Genomic DNA, 21,010 nt, shown 5'->3' with positions numbered 1-21,010 from the left:
TTATGAGCGATTTAATTCAACAAGCAGAAAGTTTGATTCTTAAACCTGTCGGTTTATCAATTAACGATATAGACAATGTGATGGGGTCATTACTGTCGACTAACATTGATCAGGCAGATATTTACTTTCAATCGTCACGCAGTGAGTCGTGGGTTCTTGAAGATGGTATCGTGAAGGATGGCAATTACAATATAGAACAAGGCGTTGGTCTTCGAGCGGTGAGCGGGGAAAAAACAGGTTTTGCCTACAGTGAGGAACTAACACTGCCGAATATGTTAGCCGCCGCGAACAGCGTCAAAGCAATAGCGAGTGGGGGACGTTCGGGTATTTTAAAGGCTACTATGTTCAATGATATGCCTAGCTTGTATGCACCCATTGACCCATTAAATACCATGACTCGTGAAGAGAAAGTGGCTTTATTAAAACGTATTGATCAGCAAACACGTCAACTGGATGCACGTATTGAACAAGTCGTTATTAGTTTGGTGGGTGTTTACGAAGTTGTACTGGTGGCAACGGATGATGGCAGTCTAAGCAGCGATATCCGACCCTTAGTAAGAATGAATGTGTCGGTTATCATAGAAGAAAATGGGCGACGTGAACAAGGTGGTTCGGGTGGTGGCGCGCGACAAGGTTATGAATACTTCTTAGAAGAAGATCGAGCAATGAGTTATGCAAGAGAGGCTGTGCGTTTAGCGCAGGTTAACTTAGAAGCAGTTGAGGCTCCAGCAGGTACCATGACAGTCGTATTAGGGCCTGGTTGGCCGGGGATTCTCCTACACGAAGCAATAGGCCATGGCTTAGAGGGCGATTTTAACCGCAAAGGCAGCTCAGCGTTTAGTGGACGCATTGGTGAAAAGGTGGCCTCGCCATTATGCACTGTGGTGGATGATGGAACGTTGGAAGGTCGGCGTGGTTCACTGTCGGTGGATGATGAAGGTACTAAGACGGCGTGTACAACATTAATTGAAAATGGTGTATTGAAGGGCTATATGCACGATAAAATGAATGCGCGCCTGATGGGGCATGCAGCAACTGGAAACGGCCGACGTGAGTCATATGCACATTTACCAATGCCTAGAATGACAAATACTTATATGTTGCCGGGTAAAAGTGAGCCAGCTGAGATAGTGTCATCGGTAAAAAATGGCTTGTATGCAGTCAATTTTGCAGGGGGGCAGGTGGATATTACCTCGGGTAAGTTTGTGTTTTCAGCCAGCGAAGCCTACTTAATTGAAAACGGAAAAATAACCCAACCTGTCAAAGGCGCAACGTTAATTGGTAATGGCCCAGATGTCTTGAACAAAGTCAGCATGGTGGGGAATGATCTCAAATTAGATCAAGGGGTTGGAACCTGCGGTAAAGAAGGTCAAAGTGTTCCGGTTGGAGTCGGCCAGCCAACACTAAAAATTGATGGCTTGACAGTAGGAGGGACGCATGCCTAAGTCAGTGGATACATCAACTAACAGTGAACAAAAAACGGAGCAATTGAAAAATATTGCAGCCGATATTTTATTAGAAGCAAAAAAACAGGGTGCAGACCAAGTAGAAACGGCTATTAGTGTTGGGCAAGGCCTTTCTGTGAATGCACGCTTGGGGGAAGTTGAAACGATAGAGCATCATCGTGATCAGGGTATTGGTATTACCGTTTATAAGGGCCATAAGAAGGGCTCTGCTAGTTCCACAAAATTGGATTCTGCGGCAATTAAAGAAATGGTGTCTGCAGCGTGTGCAATTGCGAAGTATGCTGAAGAAGATCCATTTTCTGGGCTGCCAGAACAGCAGTATTTGGCAACAACTTTTCCTGACTTATCGTTATATCACCCATGGACTATTAGTGCGGATGAAGCCATTGAAATGGCGGTAAGGTGTGAAGATGCCGCACGTTTTTATGATAAAGACATTAGCAACTCAGAGGGTGCCAGTATTCAAACATTTGAGGGCACCCGAGTGCTAGCCAATAGCCTTGGGTTTAATCATGGTTATCCGGCTAGTCGCCATAGCATGAGCTGCTCAGTTATTGGTGAACGTGATGGAACTATGCAGCGCGATTATTGGTACACCGTTGCTCGTCAGGCTAGTGCAATGGATGATGCTAAAAAAGTAGGTGAAATGGCGTCTAAAAGAACCATAAACCGTCTTGGAGCTAAAGCCATTAGCACTAGAAAAAGCCCTATTATGTTTGCTGCTGAAGTCAGCGGTGGCCTGATCGGCCATTTTATATCAGCCATTAGAGGTGGAAATTTATATCGCAAATCATCATTTCTTTTGGACAGTTTAGGTCAGCAAGTTTTTCCTTCATTTATTGATATTTATGAGCAGCCTTTGTTAGCTCAAGCAATGGGTAGTGCAACGTATGATTCTGAAGGTGTGGCCACATCGGCAAGGAACATTGTTAAAGCAGGCGTAGTCGAAGGTTATGTTTTAAGTAGTTACTCAGCGCGTAAGCTTGGGATGAAAACCACGGCTAATGCTGGTGGCGTACATAATTTGACCGTTAAGTCCGGTGAGCTGGATTTTAATGGCATGCTTAAAGAAATGAATACAGGCTTGCTAGTGACTGAATTGATAGGTCAGGGAGTGAATACAATGACCGGTGACTACTCCAGAGGAGCCGCAGGTTTTTGGGTTGAAAATGGGGTCATCCAGTTCCCAGTAGAAGAAGTGACGATAGCGGGTAATTTAAAAGATATTTATCAATCTATTGTTGCTGTGGGTAATGATGTAGACCTTAGAGGGAATACGCGGACAGGGTCTATTTTAGTTAGTGAAATGACCATTGCTGGTTCGTAAGTCAGCGTTTGGACTTATTTAAATTAGAAAAACGGTTGCGAGGCCCAAGAAAGAAAAGAAGCCGATAACGTCGGTGACCGTCGTCAGAATAACGCCCCCAGCAATAGCTGGGTCTATATTCATTTTCTTTAGCGTTAACGGAATGGTGGCGCCGGCCAGTGCAGCAACGATTAAGTTAATAACCAAAGCGACACCAATCAAAAGGCCGAGGGATTGGCTTTGAAACCAAAACCCAGTTATTGCGGCGACAACGCAAGCCCATAGAATACCATTTAAGCTACCGACGGCTAATTCTTTCCATAATAGCCAACGAGCATTGGTAGTGCCAATTTGATTCAGTGCAATGCCTCGTATTACCAGCATTAATGTTTGGCTACCGGCAATTCCACCCATACTGGCAACAATTGGCATAAGAACCGCAAGGGCAACAACCTGTTCAATGGTTGCTGCAAATATACCGATAACCCAAGCAGCTAGAAAAGCGGTGAATAAATTAATTCCTAGCCAAACTGCACGACGTTTAGCGCTCCTTGTGACAGGTGCAAACATGTCATCATCTTCATCTAGACCGGCTAAGCTTAACAAGGAGCGATCGGCTTCATCACGAATAACATCAACAACATCATCAACGGTAATGCGCCCAAGTAATCGATTGTCCTCATCAACAACAGGCGCTGAAACGAGGTTGTAATCTTCGAAGAATAGGGCCACCTCATTAGCAGATAAGGTAGGCAGTAAGGCTTTTTGGTCAGTGATCATGGTGTTGCTCACCGACGCTTTAGAATTGGTTGTCAGCAAGTCTGAGATGTTCAAAATACCTAAATAACGATCATCTCTATCGACAACAAATAATTTGTCAGTATTCGCCGGTAACTCACTGCGTTGTCTTAGGTACCTTAAAACCACACCAAGATCCACATTTGGGCGAATAGTGACCATGTCAGGGTTCATTAACCCCCCCGCGCTATCCTCATCATAAGACATGACAGACTGTAGTCGTCGTCGGTCTTGGTTTGACATGGCACGGACAACCTGATGCAAAACAACCTTCGGAAGGTCTTCAAAAATATCAGCCAGATCATCAGTATCTAGTGAGCCGACAGCTGCAACTAAGTCGTCTTCATCGGTATGTTCGATAAGCCCTAGGCGTACTTCATCATTTACTTCAACTAAAATGTCACCGGCTAGTTCAGGGTTGGTAAGCTCCCAGACAATACGTCGGTTTTGTAGTGGTAGTGATTCGAGAAGGTTAGCTATTTCAGCAGGATGAAGTTCGTTTAGTTGGGCTTCAATTTTTGATAAAGCACCGCTGTCGAGGTTACCGGCGAGTAAACGTAGGTGCTCATGGGTGTTCTCATGTTGTGGAGAAGCTGACATATCAATAATAAAAATCAGGTACTGTAAACACCTAATATTCTAGCGTAATCATTTGTTGACTGCTTTGTTATTTATGCGAACTGTCAAGGCCGAATAGACTTAGGTTAATTCGCGGTGTCGAGTGATTACGTTAAGTGCTTGAGAAGTAAGGTATTTTGCTAACTTTTCTGTGAGGTAAACAGAGCGGTGTTGTCCACCGGTACAGCCTACAGCAATGGATAAATAATTACGGTTTGTATTGATAAACTCTGGCACCCAGCGAGTCAGGAATTTAGCGGTATCTTGAAGAAAATCTTGAACGAGTTGTTTATCATCTAGAAACTCGATAACAGGTTTGTCTAACCCGGTGAATTCACGCAAACTTGGTTCCCAATATGGGTTAGGGAGGCATCGAGCATCAAATACAAAGTCGACGTCATTGGGTGCCCCGTGTTTGTACCCAAAGGACATGACTTGAAGCGACAAACCTGTGCTGTTATCAAAGCTTACACGTTCACGAATGATTCCGCGTAACTCATGCACATTGCTGTGCGTTGTATCAATTTGGATGCTTGCATGACTTGAGATTAAGCTAAGTCGGTTAAGTTCTAAGTCTAGCGCCTCATCTAACGAGGTATTGCTGTCAGATAAGGGGTGTTTTCGTCGAGTTTCACTAAAACGCTTAATTAAACTGCCTTTACTGGCTCTAAGAAAGATAATGTCATAATCGATATTATTGCTTTTTAGTTGTTCAATAAAACCGCTGAACTGCTCCAAGGACGACGGGTCATTACGTGCATCGATGCCAACAGCGGCTTTGCTAAAGAGAGGTTTTTTTGAATCTGTCAGCAATGTTGCAAAATCTGATAATAAGGCAACAGGTAAATTATCCGTGCAGTAAAAACCGGCGTCTTCCAAGGTATCTAAAGTGACGCTTTTTCCTGATCCGGATAAACCACTAACGATAATAAATTTCATAATAAGTCAGTAAAAAGGCCGACGGTGAAGTCGGCCTTAATTAATTAGCGGTGAGCGTTAGTCTTTTCTTTGTGTTTTATAACTTGTCTATCTAACTTGTCAACCAAGTTGTCGATGGCTGCATACATGTTTTCTTGCGTATCTTCAGCAAAAATTTTTGAGCCGTTTAGCTGAATAGTCGCTTCTGCTTTTTGTTCAAGTTTTTCAACGGATAAAACAACATGTACATCGATAACTTTATCAAAATGACGTTTAATTTTACCAAATTTTGTATTTGTATATTCTCTAATTGCATCGGTAATTTCAACGTGGTGTCCAGATAGATCTAATTGCATATCACTCTCCTGTTTTGGTGGTAAAAAATCAAAGAATTCGCTTCCTTTGACTAGAAGGGGGTATTGAGATGGATTCGCGGTATTTGGCGATCGTTCTTCTCGCAACGTTAATGCCTTTTTCTCCCAGTATAACGGCAATTTTATTGTCGCTAAGAGGCTTTTTAGGGTTTTCGTTACTAACAAGTTCTTTAATAAAGGCTCGAATCGCAGTAGCGGAACACTCTCCACCTGTGTCAGTTGAAACATGGCTTGAAAAGAAATGCTTGAGTTCAAAAATACCGTTGGGTGTATGCATGTATTTGTTTGTCGTAACGCGTGAAATGGTTGATTCATGCATTTCAACGGTTTCAGCGATGTCACGTAATACCATCGGCTTCATGGCGATAGCGCCATGCTCAAGGAATTCATGCTGCCGGTTAACAATTTCTTGTGCGACTAACATCAACGTTTCATTTCTGCTTTGTAGGCTTTTTAAAAACCAACGCGCTTCTTGCAAGTGGTTTTTCATGGCCTGAGTGTCGGTGCTTTTATCGCCGTGTTTAATCAGCGTTTGGTAATAAGGATTAATACGAATATTTGTCGCGATCTCTCCATTGATAGAAACCTGCCAGCGACCTTTTACTTTGTTAACATAAACATCAGGTGTGACGTATTCGGTACTGGTTTCTTCAACACCTGACCCTGGTCGTGGATCGAGCTGCTGAATAAGAGCAATAATCTGCCCTAATGTATCGTCATCAACGCCCATCTGGCGTTTAAGTTTTGTACTATCTTGAGAGCCAAGTGCTGGCATACAGTTGCTGACCAGTTCGATAGCAAGTGACAAAAGAGGCGTATTTTCTGGCAGTTGCTTTAATTGAATGAGCAAACAATCTTGTAAATCAAGTGCTCCAACACCTATGGGGTCGAATGATTGCACTTTATGTAAAACAGCAATAACTTCATCTAGATCTAAATTGTCTAGTTGCTCTGACAGGTATTGGTGAATAAGCTCAGGGCTTGAATTTAGATAACCGTTGTCGTTGATACTGTCGATAATGGTGGTGGCTATGACGCGGTCAGTATCTGAGAAATTGGTTAACTCCATCTGCCACGTCAGGTGATCATGTAAAGTCTGCTTAGCAGAATTGATACTACCAGGGTCAGGGGCGATACTGTCTGAAGCTTGATTAAGTCCGGGTGAGGGGGTTAGGTCGTAAATGTCATCCCATGAAGTGTCGACGGCTAACTCGTCAGGTAGAAGATCCTGTGAACCTTCGCTGGTTTTTTCATCGGCGGGGAGATTTTTCTTGTCTATAGCATCTTGATTAGCAGGAAGCTCTTCGTCCGGAACTTCCAACATCATATTGCCATCTAGGACGGTTTGGATTTCTTGTTGAAGCTCTACTGTCGATAATTGCAGCAAGCGAATAGCCTGTTGCAATTGAGGGGTCATTGTTAAATGCTGACCTATTCGAAGCTGTAATGACTGCTTCATTTATACCGCCTGTTGTACAAAAGAATTAAAAACTTGCTGACATCTCATGTTGTAAGTTTAGCCCATATTTCAACAAAAAGAATGACTTTTAATTGGAAATTACATGCGAAATTCATGCCCTAGATAAACGTCCCGTACCTCGCGGTGTTCTAAGATATCTTCAGCTGATCCTTCGGTGATAACACGACCATTATTTAGGATGTATGCACGATCACAAGTACCTAAGGTTTCCCTAACATTATGGTCGGTAATGAGGACACCGATATCTCGTTCGGTCAAGTGATGGATGATTTTTTGAATATCAATAACAGAGATGGGGTCAACGCCGGCAAAAGGCTCATCTAACAATACAAAACGAGGTTCAGTGGCTAGCGCACGGGCTATTTCTAATCGGCGTCTTTCACCGCCAGAAAGTGCTAAGGCATTTTGAGTACGTAATTGATCGATTGCAAACTCATTTAATAACTCATCAAGAACCAGTTCTTGCTGGCCGGGTGAGAGTGTTTTTCGTGTTTGTAGAACGGCGCGAATATTGTCTTCTACGCTTAATTTTCTAAAAATAGAGGCTTCTTGTGGTAAATAGCCAAGACCCTGACGTGCGCGAACATGCATAGGGCTTTGAGTAATGTTTTCGTCATCAAGAAAGACATCGCCACTGTCAGGTTTAATGAGGCCAACGGTTATGTAAAAAGAGGTTGTTTTGCCTGCACCATTTGGGCCTAATAAACCAACAACTTCACCACTTTTTACGTTAATACTAACGTTATCAACAACTTTTCTATTATTGAATTGTTTGCAGATATTATGTGTTTTTAAGGTGCTCATTATTTTTTTGCAGGCTCTAAGGTTACTTTTACACGTTTAGAGCCTGCTTTTTTATCACCTGCTTTGACGATAGAGCGCTTGCTGTCGTATTCAATTCGATCGCTGGCGAAGGTGTTACCGTTTTGCCATAAAGTGGCATCGTCTAATAGCACCAAAGTGTCTTTGGTTACCAAGTAGTTAAACCGATTAGCTTCACCTCGAATAAGTCCTTGGTTACCATCAGGTTGTTGTTTGAATTTAACTGGGTTTCCAATGGCAATAACTTTATCGGTGGTACCGCGAACGCCATAAATGGTGACTTTATCAGCTATAATTTCCATGCTGCCTTGGGTGATAATAACGTTACCAGAATAGACGGTAATTTTTTTCGCGTCATCTAAATTAAAGTTATCGGCCTCAACCTCTACCGGTTTTTGTTTATCTGTACTGAGCGCCCACAAGGGTGTTGTCACTGAGATTAATGTCAGTGTTAAAAAAAGAAGCGTTTGTTTAGTTGATTTCATGGCGGCCTCGAACTTGTTCTAGTATTTTAATATTAATGGGTTCTCGAAAGTGGGCACGTAAGCCCATGCCTTCAATGGCGTTAGTGCCAGATTTTATTTTCACAAACTCATCGGTTTCTGCAAAATCGTTGGGCAATTGAATGCGTAGATTATGCGTGTCGATTTCAAGTGGCGCAATATTTTTTAATGCCTCTCGTCTGATGTTTACGGCACCATTGAGTAAAACAAGTTCACCGTCTGAAGATAAATAACCAGTCTCCGAATTAATGTGCAAATCAGGTTTGTCTGGTGAATACATGGTCATGATAGGGCGAGTAAGCTCGGTGCTGTCGTCATCAACAAAATGTTGCATGTATTCTGCTTTTATTCGTTGTTTTGGTTCGCCCGATAAGGTCATGCTGAGGGCTTCAAAATGTTTTAAAAAATAATCAATTTTATGCCCTGGTTTTGTCGTTTGTACAGGCGCTTCTGGCTCTTGTGTGAAGGCAATCCACCAAGTGCCAGCGGCAAATAGAGCCAAGGCAAGGATTTTAAGAGGTTTCATTAGGGTGTTAGGTGTCACAGAACAGTTGCACAGAAGGCGTGAGTTTGTCTTGAATGCTTAAAATAGTATCACAGACTTCTCGAGCGGCACCGTGTCCCCCGAGTCGTTCTGTTTGGCCTTGGCAGTATCCAAGTATAGATGGGTTTGCGTCTTTAACGGCAATGGCTAAGCGAGTTCGTGTCATTAGCGCTAAGTCGGGTAAGTCGTCACCAACGTGCGCCACTTGATTTGGGGTAATGTTAAGTTTTTTTAGTAAATGGTTAAACGCGGCGGTTTTGTTTTCTTGGCCTTGGTAAATATTTGTCACGCCAAGGTTTTTCATTCTTTGCTCGACAAGGGGGGATGAGCGGCCAGAAATAACGGCAACATCGATATCATTTTGCTGGAGTAGTTTTAAGCCTTGTCCATCTTGTGCATGAAAAGATTTGTACTCATTGCCTTTTAGGTCAAAAAACAATTTTCCGTCTGTTAACACCCCATCGACATCAAAAATAACGCATCGGATATCTTGTGCCCGTTGCTGAAAATCATCAGTTAGCTCAATCATGATAGCCCTGCTTTTAGCATATCGTGCATATTAAGAGCACCAACCAGTTGGTTGTTATCGGTGACCAATAATGCGTTAATTTTTTTATCTTGCATCAGTTGTAAGGCCTCGACGGCCAGTTGTGTTGAGCTAATAGTCGCGCCTCCACGGGTCATCACTTGTTTGATTTCAGTGCCGTGGATGTCAATATTATTTTCAAGCATGCGTCGTAAATCGCCATCGGTGAAAATACCGGTTAAATCACCTTGTTGGTTTGTAATAGCCGTCATTCCTAATTTTTTTTCTGTCATTTCAAGCAAGGCGGCGCTTACCGGCGCTGTTTCTTCAGTGATTGGAATATCATCACCCTGATGCATAATGTCACTAACATGAAGTAATAGACGCCTTCCTAGGCTGCCGCCTGGGTGTGAAAGAGCGAAGTCCGCTTCGGTAAAGCCGCGTGCCTCAAGTAACGCAATGGCCAAGGCGTCGCCCATAACCAACGCAGCTGTGGTGCTGGAGGTAGGCGCAAGGCCCAATGGGCAAGCTTCTTTAGCAACACTGGCATTAATGGGTGCGTCAGAAAGGCTTGCTAAGGTTGAACTTGGATTGCCTGTGATAGAAATGAGTGGAATGCCTAAACGTTTAAGAATGGGTAAAATGGTGAGCACTTCTCCGGTTTCGCCTGAATTTGAAAGCGCTAAAGCGACATCGTTTTTAGTGATCATGCCAAGATCGCCATGGCTGGCTTCCCCTGGGTGAATGAAAAAAGCAGGTGTTCCGGTGCTGGCTAGCGTGGCAGCAATTTTATTACCAATATGGCCTGATTTTCCCATACCGATGACGACAACTTTGCCGTCACATTTAAGCATCAGTTCACACGCATCGATAAAATGTTCGTCAATGTGTCCGGCGAGATTAGCAATAGCGTCTGCTTCGGTTTGTACAACGGCCAAGCCTAGTTGCTTAAGTTGAGTTCGATGATGGTTATCAGGCATTAGGTCGGTGTTCAGTTGTGCTAAATTCCAAGAGTATCTAAGTATACCTTGCTAAGGTAGGCGACAAAAAATAGCATAAAAACCCCACCTTTAAAACGGTTGATCTTAGGTTGGCCATTAAAACTATATGAAAAAATGAATAGGCATAAAGTAAAGCCAAGCATAATGGGGAGGTCGCGTGAAACGAGCTGTGGATCTACATTGCCAGGGTGAAGAAGCCCAGGCAAACATAAGACAGCTAATAAGTTGAAGGCATTCGACCCAATAATGTTTCCTACAGCAAGATCAGGCTCTTTTTTAATAACGCTCATAATAGAAGCTGCTAATTCTGGCAAGCTAGTTCCTATGGCGATAATGGTTAATCCAATGACTAAATCACTAACACCAAAGAGGATGGCAATATTGACGGCTGCCCAAACTAGTAGTTTTGAACTAATAATGAGGATAGTAAGGCCGATGATGACATAAAAAGAGGCAGTCTTTGTACTTAGGTCGCTTGGGATTTCGTCATCAAATTCGGCTGCTAAGATGTCTTTTTTTTGCTGCTTGTTCTGTTGAGCGCTGCGTAATAACCAGTAAAGGAAAGCAATGAGCCCAGCAATTAAAATAAGTCCGTCAAATCTTGATAGGTGGCCATCAACGAGTAAAAGGTAACTGATTATAGAGATGACCAATAAAATAGGTAGTTCGCGTTTAAGTAAAGATGACTTTATCAAAATGGGGCTGATTAACGCGGTAACACCGAGTACTAGACCAATATTAGCGATATTTGAGCCAACGGCATTGCCTGTTGCAAGACCAGTGTTGCCTTGAACAGAGGCTATTCCAGCAACCAACATTTCAGGGGCCGAAGTGCCCAAGCCAATGATGGTGAGACCAATAATTAACGGCGATATTCCAATATTTCGCGCAATAGCGGAAGTGCCCTTAACAAAATAATCAGCTGAAAAAATTAAAAAGAAAAAGCCTGCAAGCAGCGCAACAGAAAATACAAGCATAAGATTAAGGTAAGGAGAATAGGTTAAGTTAACGCGAAATTTATTGTCGCATAAAAAGTGGATAGTTTAAGCGAAAAAAACAATTGGGTTTTAAAAGATTGCGCCATAAATAGTGAAAGTTCGGATTGACGTGCATTGATAAGGTAGGGACAATGCCTGATTTATTTTATCTTCAATAACGCTGATAATAGTGTTGAAAGAAACTAGGGAAACGTCATTGACGGAAACGACTTCATTAATAAAAGTTAGAGATGTCCATTTTTCTCGCGGATCAAAGCTTATCTTTGATGGCGTAGATATGGATATTCAGCGTGGAAAAGTCACGGCCATTATGGGGCCTAGTGGGACAGGAAAGACTACCTTGTTGAAGTTAATTGGTGGTCAGTTGAAACCTTCATCTGGTTCTATTGAAGTAGATGGGCAGAATGTTCATCAGCTAAAACATAAGCACCTTTATCAACTGCGTAAAAAAATGGGAATGCTGTTTCAAAGTGGTGCATTGCTAACGGATATTTCGGTGTTTGACAATGTGGCGTTTCCGCTACGTGAACACACTCAGCTTCCCGAGTCGTTAATTCGCCATTTAGTATTAATGAAGTTAAATGCGGTTGGTTTGCGCGGCGCAAGGGATATGATGCCGGCCGAGTTGTCCGGTGGTATGGCGCGACGTGTTGCATTGGCTCGAGCTATTGCACTAGACCCAATGATGATTATGTACGATGAGCCATTTACTGGACAAGACCCCATTTCGATGGGTGTGTTGGTGCAGTTAATTCGCTTGTTGAATAATGCATTAGGCCTATCGAGTATTGTGGTGTCACATGATGTGAAAGAAACCTGTGCCATTGCAGACTATGTTTATCTGGTATCAAAGGGCAAAGTGGTTGAGCACGGCTCGCCGGAGCAATTAGCACAATCAGACTCTGAATGGACGCAACAGTTTATGCAGGGAATGGCTGATGGGCCTGTTCCTTTTCATTATGCAGCCAAAGAGTATGCAAAAGACTTAATGGGAATAGAGACGTGAGAATAAAGGTGACTTTAGCATGCTAGATTATTTGCAACGCTTAGGGGCTGCATCATTGAGTATGCTTGAGCGTTTGGGTCGAGGATCTGTTTTTTTTGTTAACATTTTGCTGAGCATCCCAAGTGTTTTGATGAGGCCGCGATTGTTAATTGCACAGATGTATTCGGTTGGTGTGCTGAGTTTTTCCTTGATTATTATTTCAGGAGTTTTTGTCGGTATGGTGCTGGCATTACAAGGGTTTTATACGCTGTCAGACTTTGGCGCAGAAGGCATGCTGGGCGTCATGGTTGCCGCGTCACTGGTTAGAGAGTTAGGCCCAGTGGTAACGGCATTGTTATTTGCTGGTCGTGCGGGGTCAGCACTAACCGCAGAAATTGGTTTAATGAAAGCCACTGAGCAATTGTCTGGAATGGAGATGATGGCTGTTGACCCAGTCAAAAGAGTTATGGCGCCACGTTTCTTGGCAGGTTTGCTTTCAATGCCTATTTTAGCGACATTGTTTAGTGCGGTTGGTGTTTTAGGTGGATACTTTATCGGCGTTGGCTTGCTTGGCATTGACGAAGGTGGTTTTTGGTCTCAAATGCAGGCTAAGATTGATTTCAACGAAGACATTATTAATGGCTTAATTAAAAGTGTAGTGTTTGGTTGGGTAGTCACATGGATTGCTATTTTTGAAGGTTATGATGCGGTGCCTACTTCTGAAGGAGTGGGGAGAGCAACAACGAGAACGGTTGTTCACTCTGCATTTGCTATTTTATTGTTAGATTTTATTTTAACTGCATTGATGTTTGGAGATATCTAGGTATGCACATATCAAGATCGATTGAGATTTTAGTAGGTTTTTTTGTAGCCATTGGCTTTGTTGCGATGTTTTTCTTGTCTATGGAAGTGAGCAATTTAAGCAATGCAAATAGTGACGAAGGTTACGATGTTATTGCTAACTTTGAAAATATTGGTAGCCTAAAAGTGCGTGCGCCAGTATCAATGGCTGGCGTCAACATAGGCCGAGTAAAGGCGATTGATTTTGACCCAGACTCATTTGAGGCTGTTGTCACGATGAAGATCGATGCAAAGTACAACCAATTACCTTCTGACAGTAATGCGAGTATTTTAACAGCAGGCTTGTTGGGGGAGCAGTTTGTTGGGCTTGAGCCTGGCGGTGAAGAAGAAGTACTTGTTCACGGCAGTCAACTTGAGATGACGCAATCAGCGTTAGTGCTTGAACAGATTATTGGTCAATTTTTGTTTAGCAGTAGCTCCGAAGAATAATAAGTTTTACAGCAGGCTGGATTTATCAATGAGTAATGCAAGACTAGAGCAAAATGATGAAGGTGTAATATGTGTGTCAGGTACCTTAGGGTTTGATCATGTTGCGGCGTTGTTATTAGCGTCTGAGCCGTTTTTTGCCGGTCAGGCTGACCTAGCGTTTAACTTAAACTCAGTTGAAAAAACAGACAGCGCAGGCTTGGCTTTATTGGTTGAGTGGATGGCCATGGCGCAGAGGTCTGGTCAGGGTATTTGTTTTCAAGAAATACCTGAGCAAATGTTAGAAATCGCCCGAGTTAGTGGTCTTGATGGAATTCTGCCAATCGTTTAGTGGCGTTAGTAAATATAATAGGTAGGTAGAAAATGGATAAGTTGATTATTCAAGGCAGTGGGCCGCTCTCAGGAGAAATACGTATTTCAGGTGCAAAAAATGCGGCCTTGCCAATTTTGGCAGGTGCGTTGCTTGCCGAAAACCCAGTTATTATTGGGAATGTTCCTCATCTGCATGATATTACAACCACAATGAGTCTGCTAGGACAGATGGGTGTTACCTTATCGGTCGATGAAAAAGTAAGAATTGAAGTAGATTCATCTACGATCTCCACCTTTAAAGCACCTTATGAACTGGTAAAAACAATGCGGGCATCAATTATTGTTTTAGGCCCATTATTAGCACGTTTTGGTAAAGCAGAAGTTTCCTTGCCAGGTGGTTGCGCAATTGGTTCACGACCGGTGAATATTCACTTAAAGGGCTTGGAGGCAATGGGCGCTGATATTCGAGTTGAGAATGGGTATATTCATGCGTCATGCGATCGGCTTAAAGGTGCAAGGCTTGTGTTAGATATGGTGACAGTGACAGGGACTGAAAACTTGATGATGGCTGCGACGTTAGCAGAAGGAACAACCATTATAGAAAATGCTGCACGTGAACCTGAAGTGAGTGATTTAGCTAACTTTCTAAATAAATTAGGTGCAAAAATATCAGGTATTGGAACAGACACCTTGACCATCGAAGGTGTTGAATCGCTAGCAACTAAAAATTTAGTGTATGACATTCTTCCAGATAGGATTGAAGCGGGCACCTATTTGGTGGCGGCTGCAACAACCGGGGGGAAGATTAAAATCAAAGACGTTGACCCTGGTACCTTAGATATGGTGTTGTCAAAATTGCAAGAAGCCGGTGCAGAATTGACCATAGGCGACGATTGGATTGAGTTGGATATGAAGGGCCAACGTGCTAAAGCTGTGTCTTTTAAAACAGCGCCATACCCAGGTTTTCCAACAGATATGCAAGCACAATTTATGGTGCTTAATACACTGGCTGAAGGGACATCGGTTATTACAGAAACGATTTTTGAAAATCGCTTTATGCATGTTCATGAGTTACAGCGTTTAGGTGCTGATATTAAATTAGAAGGTAATACAGCTATTTGTGTCGGTAAAGAAATGCTGGAAGGCGCAACAGTGATGGCAACAGATTTAAGAGCATCTGCAAGTCTGGTTATTGCTGGTTTAGTCTCTAAAGGCGAAACAATTATTGAGCGGATTTACCATATCGACCGTGGTTATGAATGTATTGAAGAAAAAACCGCTTTATTAGGCGGTCAAATACGCCGAGTACCTAGCTAGTTCAATGTTAACAATAGCAATTTCAAAAGGCCGGATTTTAAAAGATACGCTCCCGTTGTTGGCTGAGGCGGGCATCGAGCCATCTGAGGATTTATCTAAAACACGGAAACTGATTGTGCCAAGTGTTTGTGGTAAGGTTAATTTAGTCATCATAAGGGCTACTGATGTGCCAACCTTCGTAGAGTATGGCGCAGCAGATGTCGGTGTGACGGGTAAGGATACGCTGGTTGAACATGGTAGCGATAACCTTTATGAGCCGTTAGACTTAAATATTGCAAAATGTCGTTTAATGACGGCGATTGTAACGGGTAAAAAACTACCAACCGGTAAAATTCGAGTGGCGTCTAAATACGTGTCGTTAACGGAGCAATATTTTGCTAAAAAAGGCCAACAAGTAGAAATTATTAAGTTATATGGCTCTATGGAGTTGGCACCTATTGTAGGCTTGGCCGATTGTATTGTGGATTTAGTCGATACTGGTAATACATTGAAAGCTAATGGTATGGAGCCACTAGACTTTATTATGGACATTAGCTCTAGGCTGGTCATTAATAAAGCCTCAATGAAAATGAAGTATCAACAAATTAAGACGCTGATTAAGACATTAGAAGTGGCTGTTGATAACAGGCGTTAATAAATGAATATACAAACCTTGAACGCATCGAGTACTGATTTTGATCAATCACTTGCTGATTTGTTGGCATGGGATGATGTAGAAGATAGCTCGGTTAATCAAACCGTCAGTGAAATAATACAGGCTGTCCGCCAGCATGGTGATGCAGCGCTATTGTCATATACTCAAGAGTTTGATCAATGGGAAGCCAGCGCCGATAACCTTGTTGTTGACCAAGAGCAGCTCGCTAGTGCTTGGGATCAATTACCGGATGAGCACTCAAAGGCACTTAAAGTCGCCGCTGATAGGATTCGTCACTATGCCGAACAGCAAAAAGCACAATCATGGGATTTTGTCGATGAGATGGGTAATACGCTCGGTCAGAAAGTTACCCCACTTGAACGTGTTGGTGTATATGTGCCGGGCGGTAAAGCGGCATACCCATCTTCAGTGTTGATGAATATTATTCCTGCGAAAGTAGCGGGGGTATCACAGATTGTAATGGTTACCCCGACTCCTAAGGGCGAACTAAACGCATTAGTTCTTGCGGCTGCCTGGCTTGCGGGCGTAGATAAGGTGATTAAAGTGGGTGGGGCGCAAGCCGTGGCAGCGCTTGCTTATGGAACAGAAACCGTGCCGAGAGTTGATAAGATTGTTGGGCCGGGCAATATTTTTGTCGCGACAGCAAAAAAGATGGTTTTCGGCCAAGTAGGTATAGACATGATTGCTGGTCCGTCTGAAATTCTTATTGTTTGTGATGGAAAAACCAATCCAGATTGGATAGCGATGGATCTTTTTTCGCAAGCAGAACATGACGAAAAAGCGCAGTCGATACTCGTTTCACTAGATGAAGGGTTCATTGAAGCGGTTAAGGCGAGCATAAAAAAATTACTTCCTACGCTTGAGCGTTCACAGGTGATAAAAGCCTCATTAGAAGGTAGGGGTGGGTTTATTTATGCAGAAACAAAAGAACAAGCGATAAGCATTGCTAATAAAATAGCGCCAGAGCATCTTGAGTTATCAGTAGATAATGCTGAGCAGTGGGCTGAAGAGATTAAACACGCGGGTGCAATATTTATAGGTAGATATACGCCGGAAGCACTGGGCGATTATTGCGCTGGACCTAACCATGTCTTACCGACATCTGGCACAGCGAGATTCTCATCACCACTGGGTGTTTATGATTTTCAAAAGCGCACTAGCATGATTAATTGCAGTAAAGCTGGGGCCTCAGCACTCTCTGATACAGCGTCTATTTTGGCGCGCGGTGAGGCTTTAACAGCCCATGCAAAATCTGCAGAATACCGTAAAATAAACGGCTAGTAGGATGTCAAAAACAAACAAAATAGTTGAAGACTTAATTCGCCCAGAAATACAGCAAATGGCGGCTTATCATGTGCCAGAAGCAACAGGGCTGATTAAGTTGGATGCGATGGAAAACCCATTTCCGTGGCCTAAGGCAATGAAAGAAGAGTGGTTACAACTACTTTCAAATGTTGAGCCTAATAGATATCCAGATCCATCAGCTAGGGAATTGATAACTGGGTTGCGTGATTGCTTTGATGTGCCAGCAGAATTAGGGGTAGTGCTTGGTAATGGCTCTGATGAGCTGATACAACTTATTTTAATGGCGATGAACGATCGAAGTGCTGTCATAGCGCCAACACCAAGTTTTGTTATGTACCAGCACATTGCAAATTCTCTCGGTTTGCCTTTCACCGGTGTGCCGCTTAACGAAGACTTTAGCTTGAATATGTCGGCTATGAAGGCTGCAATTAAACAAGAAGACCCGGCTGTTATATTTTTATCATACCCAAATAACCCGACGGCAAACTTATTTGATGATGATGATTTAATTCAAATTTTAGAATTGGCTAATGGCATAGTCGTGATTGATGAGGCGTATCAGCCTTTCGCATGCAAAACGTTTATGAATCGAACGCCAGATTTTAAAAATTTATTAGTGATGCGGACAGTGTCTAAATTAGGTTTGGCAGGGTTGAGGCTTGGTTTTGTAGTGGGCCACCCATGTCTGACAGACGAGCTTGAAAAAATACGCCTGCCATACAATATTAATGTTTTTACACAATTAACGGCTACATTTGCATTTAAACACATTGATACTCTAAATCAGCAAGCCGCCGTTATTCGCGAACAACGTGAACGGTTACTGAGCGGCTTAACGTCATTTGCTGGAGTGAAAGTTTTCCCGAGTGATGCCAACTTTATATTATTCTCATTGTTATCCGATTCTGCGGAGCGTGTTTTTGAGCAATTAAAGCAAGCCGGTGTGTTAATTAAAAAAATGGCTAGTAATCCCGGTTTGCCGGCGGAATGTCTTCGCGTCACAGTAGGCACACGTTCGGAAAATGATTTATTTATTGAAAAATTTGCTTCAATACTAAAGCAGTAAATCAAAAAAGAGTTGTATATGGCATACAATTTCTCTTCTAGGCTTTGTTAGCTGACCCTAAAAAAATAAAATATGCTAAAATCCTGCGAATAAGTGCCGTGCAAAATGTGCATGTGTAATTTACGATGATTTTATGGAGATTTAGATGAGCGAACAAGTAGTAGATAAGCGCAGGCGTCTTTTTTTAACCGCTGCAGCTACTGCGGTAACGGGAGTGGGTGCGGCTTATGTGGCGGTTCCATTTATAGCGTCAATGAACCCAAGTGACCGTGCAAAAGCGGCGGGTGCTCCAGTTGAGGCTGATATTGGTAAGTTAGAACCCGGGCAGCTGATTCGTGTTGAATGGCGTGGGAAACCGGTTTGGGTGTTGAAACGTAGTCAAGAAGCACTCGCTGAGATGGCTGAAATGACAGATATATTAAGGGATCCAGATTCAAATGAATCTGAGCAACCAGAGTCTTGTAAAAATGTATCGCGCTCTATTAAGCCAGAAGTTTTTATTGCAGTTGGTATTTGTACACATTTGGGTTGCTCTCCAACCTATAGACCCGAAGTGGCTCCAGAAGACTTAGGTCCTCAGTGGAAGGGTGGGTTTTTCTGCCCATGTCACGGTTCGTTGTTTGATTTGTCCGGTCGAGTTTACGCGGGCGTACCTGCACCATTAAATCTTGTGGTGCCGCCTCATGAATATATAACAGACACCAGAATATTAATTGGTTCATCAGGAGGGCAAGCATAATGAGTGGCATGTTAAAAAATGCGTTAGGGTGGGTGGATGAACGATTCCCACTAAGCAAAGTGTGGAATGAGCATCTTGCAGAATATTATGCACCTAAAAACTTCAACTGGATGTACTACTTTGGTTCGTTAGCGATATTGGTGCTAATTAATCAATTTATTACCGGTATTTTCTTAACAATTAACTACAAGCCAGATGCAAAGTTAGCGTTTGACTCTGTTGAGTACATCATGCGTGATGTCGAATGGGGTTGGTTGATTCGCTATATGCACTCAACAGGCGCATCTGCTTTTTTCATCGTTGTGTATTTACACATGTTCCGTGGTTTGATTTATGGCTCATTTAAAAAACCTCGTGAATTAGTCTGGGTATTCGGCATGATTATTTATGTCGCTCTTATGGCTGAAGCTTTTATGGGGTATTTATTACCATGGGGCCAAATGTCATATTGGGGAGCACAAGTGATTGTGTCTTTGTTTGGAGCGATTCCTTATGTTGGTGAAGATTTAGCACTATGGTTACGTGGTGACTATGTTATTTCTGATGCAACACTTAACCGCTTTTTTGCTTTTCATGTGATTGCGATTCCATTAGTACTGGTTATTTTGGTGTTTATGCACATTGTGGCATTGCATGCAGTGGGTTCTAACAACCCAGAAGGTATCGAGATTAAAAAGCACAAGGATGATAAAGGTGTACCGTTAGACGGAATACCATTCCACCCATACTATTCAGTCAAAGACTTAGTAGGTGTCGCGGTGTTCATGTTTGTCTTCGCATTAATTATTTTCTATATGCCGGAGATGGGAGGCTACTTCCTTGAGCACGCAAACTTTATACCAGCGGACCCATTGAAGACACCTGAGCATATTGCCCCGGTATGGTACTTCACACCGTTTTACGCAATCTTAAGAGCGGTGCCTGATAAGTTCCTAGGCGTTGTTGCAATGGGTGGTGCAATTTTTGTTTTATTCCTATTGCCTTGGTTAGATAGGGGTGTGAATAAATCAATACGTTATAGAGGCCCTATATTTAAAGCGGCGATAGTTGCATTTTGTGTTAGTTTCATTGGCTTAGGTTACTTTGGAATGCAGCCTGTAACAGAAATAGGCACCATAGCTTCTAGGCTCTTCTCGATTGTTTATTTTGCTTTTTTCTTATTAATGCCATTTTATTCAAACCTTGGCCAAGATAAATATGTTCCAGAGAGGGTAGAAGAGAAATGAAAAAACTAAGTTTGGCTTTATTAGTACTATTTTCATCACAATTGTTTGCTGCAGGTGGGGCAATTGAACTTGAGTCGGCGAGGATAGATTTAGATAACAAGGCGTCTTTACAACGGGGTGCTAAGTATTTTGTTAACTATTGTTTAAGTTGTCATTCAGCTAAGCAACTTAGATACTCAAGAATGGCGAAGGATTTAGAAATCCCGCCTGAATTAGTTGAGCTTAATCTAATGTTCACGGGTGAAAAAATATTTGATGGTATGACCATTTCAATGCGTCCAGAAGATGCAGTAAAGTGGTTTGGTGTTAACCCACCAGACTTATCATTGATTGCTAGGTCTCGTGGCTCTGACTGGTTATACACCTACCTAAAAAGCTTCTATGTAGATGCATCGCGCCCGTTTGGAGTGGACAATGCGTTGTTTCCAAAAGTAGGGATGCCACATGTATTGGCAGACTTACAAGGTATGCAACAAGCAGTCTATAAAGATGTTGAGCTTGAAGATGGTTCTATTCGTAAAGTGATAGATCGATTAGAAATCGTTGAGCCTGGTCGAATGACTGAAAAAGAATTTGATAAGGCGATGAATGACCTTGTTAATTTTATGACCTACATGGGCGAGCCAGCAAAACTTGAACGTCAACGCCTTGGTTGGAAAGTCTTGATGTTTATCTTCTTGATGATTGTCGTGTTCTATTTCTTAAAGAAAGAATATTGGAAAGACGTTCACTAAAAATATAATAAGCGGTACTAGTTGAGGAGC

General features: G+C 42.6%; 23 protein-coding genes. 13 read left to right on the top strand and 10 right to left on the bottom strand.

From position 1 onward, the window contains the following. Window positions 1–2: 2 nt before the first annotated feature. Window positions 3–1,445, top strand: coding sequence for a metalloprotease TldD (gene tldD / locus CYCPU_RS0108570; RefSeq protein ID WP_015006455.1), 1,443 nt, complete (start codon window positions 3–5; stop codon window positions 1,443–1,445). Next, the gene (pmbA, locus tag CYCPU_RS0108565; RefSeq protein ID WP_020162501.1) at window positions 1,438–2,793 is read left to right on the top strand and encodes a metalloprotease PmbA; all 1,356 of its coding nucleotides are present in this window, start codon (window positions 1,438–1,440) and stop codon (window positions 2,791–2,793) included. The genes tldD and pmbA overlap by 8 nt, the downstream gene beginning before the upstream one ends. 18 nt (window positions 2,794–2,811) lie before the next feature. On the opposite strand, the gene mgtE is transcribed toward pmbA, so the two are convergent. The 10 genes from mgtE to CYCPU_RS0108515 form a co-directional block, all read right to left on the bottom strand. After that, a complete protein-coding gene (mgtE, locus tag CYCPU_RS0108560) occupies window positions 2,812–4,170 on the bottom strand; it encodes a magnesium transporter (protein WP_020162500.1) in 1,359 nt (452 codons plus the stop codon). Window positions 4,171–4,269: 99 nt separating this feature from the next. Continuing rightward, entirely contained in the window at window positions 4,270–5,127 is an 858-nt protein-coding gene (gene rapZ / locus CYCPU_RS0108555) for an RNase adapter RapZ (RefSeq protein ID WP_016389951.1), read from the bottom strand. A gap of 44 nt (window positions 5,128–5,171) precedes the next feature. After that, window positions 5,172–5,462, bottom strand: coding sequence for a ribosome hibernation-promoting factor, HPF/YfiA family (gene hpf, locus CYCPU_RS0108550; protein WP_015006451.1), 291 nt, complete (start codon window positions 5,460–5,462; stop codon window positions 5,172–5,174). 28 nt (window positions 5,463–5,490) lie between these two features. Beyond that, complete coding sequence (locus tag CYCPU_RS0108545; RefSeq protein WP_020162499.1) at window positions 5,491–6,939, bottom strand: RNA polymerase factor sigma-54; 1,449 nt, start codon at window positions 6,937–6,939, stop codon at window positions 5,491–5,493. 99 nt (window positions 6,940–7,038) lie between these two features. Further along, entirely contained in the window at window positions 7,039–7,764 is a 726-nt protein-coding gene (gene lptB / locus CYCPU_RS0108540) for an LPS export ABC transporter ATP-binding protein (protein WP_015006449.1), read from the bottom strand. Beyond that, window positions 7,764–8,267 carry a lipopolysaccharide transport periplasmic protein LptA gene (gene lptA / locus CYCPU_RS0108535; RefSeq protein ID WP_015006448.1) on the bottom strand — a complete coding sequence of 168 codons (504 nt, stop codon included), beginning with the start codon at window positions 8,265–8,267 and terminating at the stop codon, window positions 7,764–7,766. Before lptA ends, lptB begins: the two co-directional genes overlap by 1 nt. Further along, entirely contained in the window at window positions 8,254–8,811 is a 558-nt protein-coding gene (gene lptC, locus CYCPU_RS0108530) for an LPS export ABC transporter periplasmic protein LptC (RefSeq protein WP_020162498.1), read from the bottom strand. Before lptC ends, lptA begins: the two co-directional genes overlap by 14 nt. Window positions 8,812–8,818: 7 nt before the next feature. Next, entirely contained in the window at window positions 8,819–9,358 is a 540-nt protein-coding gene (locus tag CYCPU_RS0108525; RefSeq protein WP_020162497.1) for a KdsC family phosphatase, read from the bottom strand. Next, the gene (locus tag CYCPU_RS0108520; RefSeq protein ID WP_016389955.1) at window positions 9,355–10,335 is read right to left on the bottom strand and encodes a KpsF/GutQ family sugar-phosphate isomerase; all 981 of its coding nucleotides are present in this window, start codon (window positions 10,333–10,335) and stop codon (window positions 9,355–9,357) included. The genes CYCPU_RS0108525 and CYCPU_RS0108520 overlap by 4 nt, the downstream gene beginning before the upstream one ends. Window positions 10,336–10,355: 20 nt before the next feature. After that, a complete protein-coding gene (locus CYCPU_RS0108515; RefSeq protein ID WP_020162496.1) occupies window positions 10,356–11,333 on the bottom strand; it encodes a calcium/sodium antiporter in 978 nt (325 codons plus the stop codon). A 298-nt stretch (window positions 11,334–11,631) separates the two neighbouring features. Here CYCPU_RS0108515 and CYCPU_RS0108510 point away from each other — a divergent pair, with 298 nt between their 5' ends. From CYCPU_RS0108510 to CYCPU_RS0108460, 11 genes are all read left to right on the top strand, one after another. After that, window positions 11,632–12,360 (top strand): ABC transporter ATP-binding protein, encoded by a 729-nt coding sequence (locus CYCPU_RS0108510; protein ID WP_015006443.1) that lies wholly within the window; start codon window positions 11,632–11,634, stop codon window positions 12,358–12,360. Window positions 12,361–12,379: 19 nt separating this feature from the next. After that, window positions 12,380–13,162, top strand: coding sequence for a lipid asymmetry maintenance ABC transporter permease subunit MlaE (gene mlaE, locus CYCPU_RS0108505; protein ID WP_015006442.1), 783 nt, complete (start codon window positions 12,380–12,382; stop codon window positions 13,160–13,162). A 2-nt stretch (window positions 13,163–13,164) separates the two neighbouring features. Continuing rightward, window positions 13,165–13,629: an outer membrane lipid asymmetry maintenance protein MlaD gene (mlaD, locus tag CYCPU_RS0108500; RefSeq protein ID WP_015006441.1), complete on the top strand. Its 465-nt coding sequence runs from the start codon at window positions 13,165–13,167 to the stop codon at window positions 13,627–13,629. Between the two features lie 28 nt (window positions 13,630–13,657). After that, window positions 13,658–13,957: an STAS domain-containing protein gene (locus tag CYCPU_RS0108495; RefSeq protein WP_015006440.1), complete on the top strand. Its 300-nt coding sequence runs from the start codon at window positions 13,658–13,660 to the stop codon at window positions 13,955–13,957. A 32-nt stretch (window positions 13,958–13,989) separates the two neighbouring features. Further along, the gene (gene murA / locus CYCPU_RS0108490) at window positions 13,990–15,255 is read left to right on the top strand and encodes a UDP-N-acetylglucosamine 1-carboxyvinyltransferase (protein ID WP_016389959.1); all 1,266 of its coding nucleotides are present in this window, start codon (window positions 13,990–13,992) and stop codon (window positions 15,253–15,255) included. A 4-nt stretch (window positions 15,256–15,259) separates the two neighbouring features. Continuing rightward, window positions 15,260–15,889 carry an ATP phosphoribosyltransferase gene (hisG, locus tag CYCPU_RS0108485; RefSeq protein ID WP_016389960.1) on the top strand — a complete coding sequence of 210 codons (630 nt, stop codon included), beginning with the start codon at window positions 15,260–15,262 and terminating at the stop codon, window positions 15,887–15,889. A gap of 3 nt (window positions 15,890–15,892) precedes the next feature. Continuing rightward, complete coding sequence (gene hisD, locus CYCPU_RS0108480) at window positions 15,893–17,191, top strand: histidinol dehydrogenase (protein ID WP_020162495.1); 1,299 nt, start codon at window positions 15,893–15,895, stop codon at window positions 17,189–17,191. 4 nt (window positions 17,192–17,195) lie between these two features. Further along, window positions 17,196–18,281: a histidinol-phosphate transaminase gene (gene hisC, locus CYCPU_RS0108475; RefSeq protein WP_016389962.1), complete on the top strand. Its 1,086-nt coding sequence runs from the start codon at window positions 17,196–17,198 to the stop codon at window positions 18,279–18,281. 145 nt (window positions 18,282–18,426) lie between these two features. After that, complete coding sequence (gene petA, locus CYCPU_RS0108470; RefSeq protein ID WP_015006435.1) at window positions 18,427–19,020, top strand: ubiquinol-cytochrome c reductase iron-sulfur subunit; 594 nt, start codon at window positions 18,427–18,429, stop codon at window positions 19,018–19,020. Beyond that, window positions 19,020–20,246 carry a cytochrome b gene (locus CYCPU_RS0108465; protein WP_015006434.1) on the top strand — a complete coding sequence of 409 codons (1,227 nt, stop codon included), beginning with the start codon at window positions 19,020–19,022 and terminating at the stop codon, window positions 20,244–20,246. Before petA ends, CYCPU_RS0108465 begins: the two co-directional genes overlap by 1 nt. Next, window positions 20,243–20,980: a cytochrome c1 gene (locus CYCPU_RS0108460; RefSeq protein ID WP_016389964.1), complete on the top strand. Its 738-nt coding sequence runs from the start codon at window positions 20,243–20,245 to the stop codon at window positions 20,978–20,980. Before CYCPU_RS0108465 ends, CYCPU_RS0108460 begins: the two co-directional genes overlap by 4 nt. Window positions 20,981–21,010: the final 30 nt, after the last annotated feature.

The organism is Cycloclasticus pugetii PS-1 (assembly GCF_000384415.1).
Lineage (GTDB): Bacteria > Pseudomonadota > Gammaproteobacteria > Methylococcales > Cycloclasticaceae > Cycloclasticus > Cycloclasticus pugetii.
The sequence above is the reverse complement of the archived record's forward strand: the minus strand, read 5'-3'. Positions and strand labels throughout refer to the sequence as shown.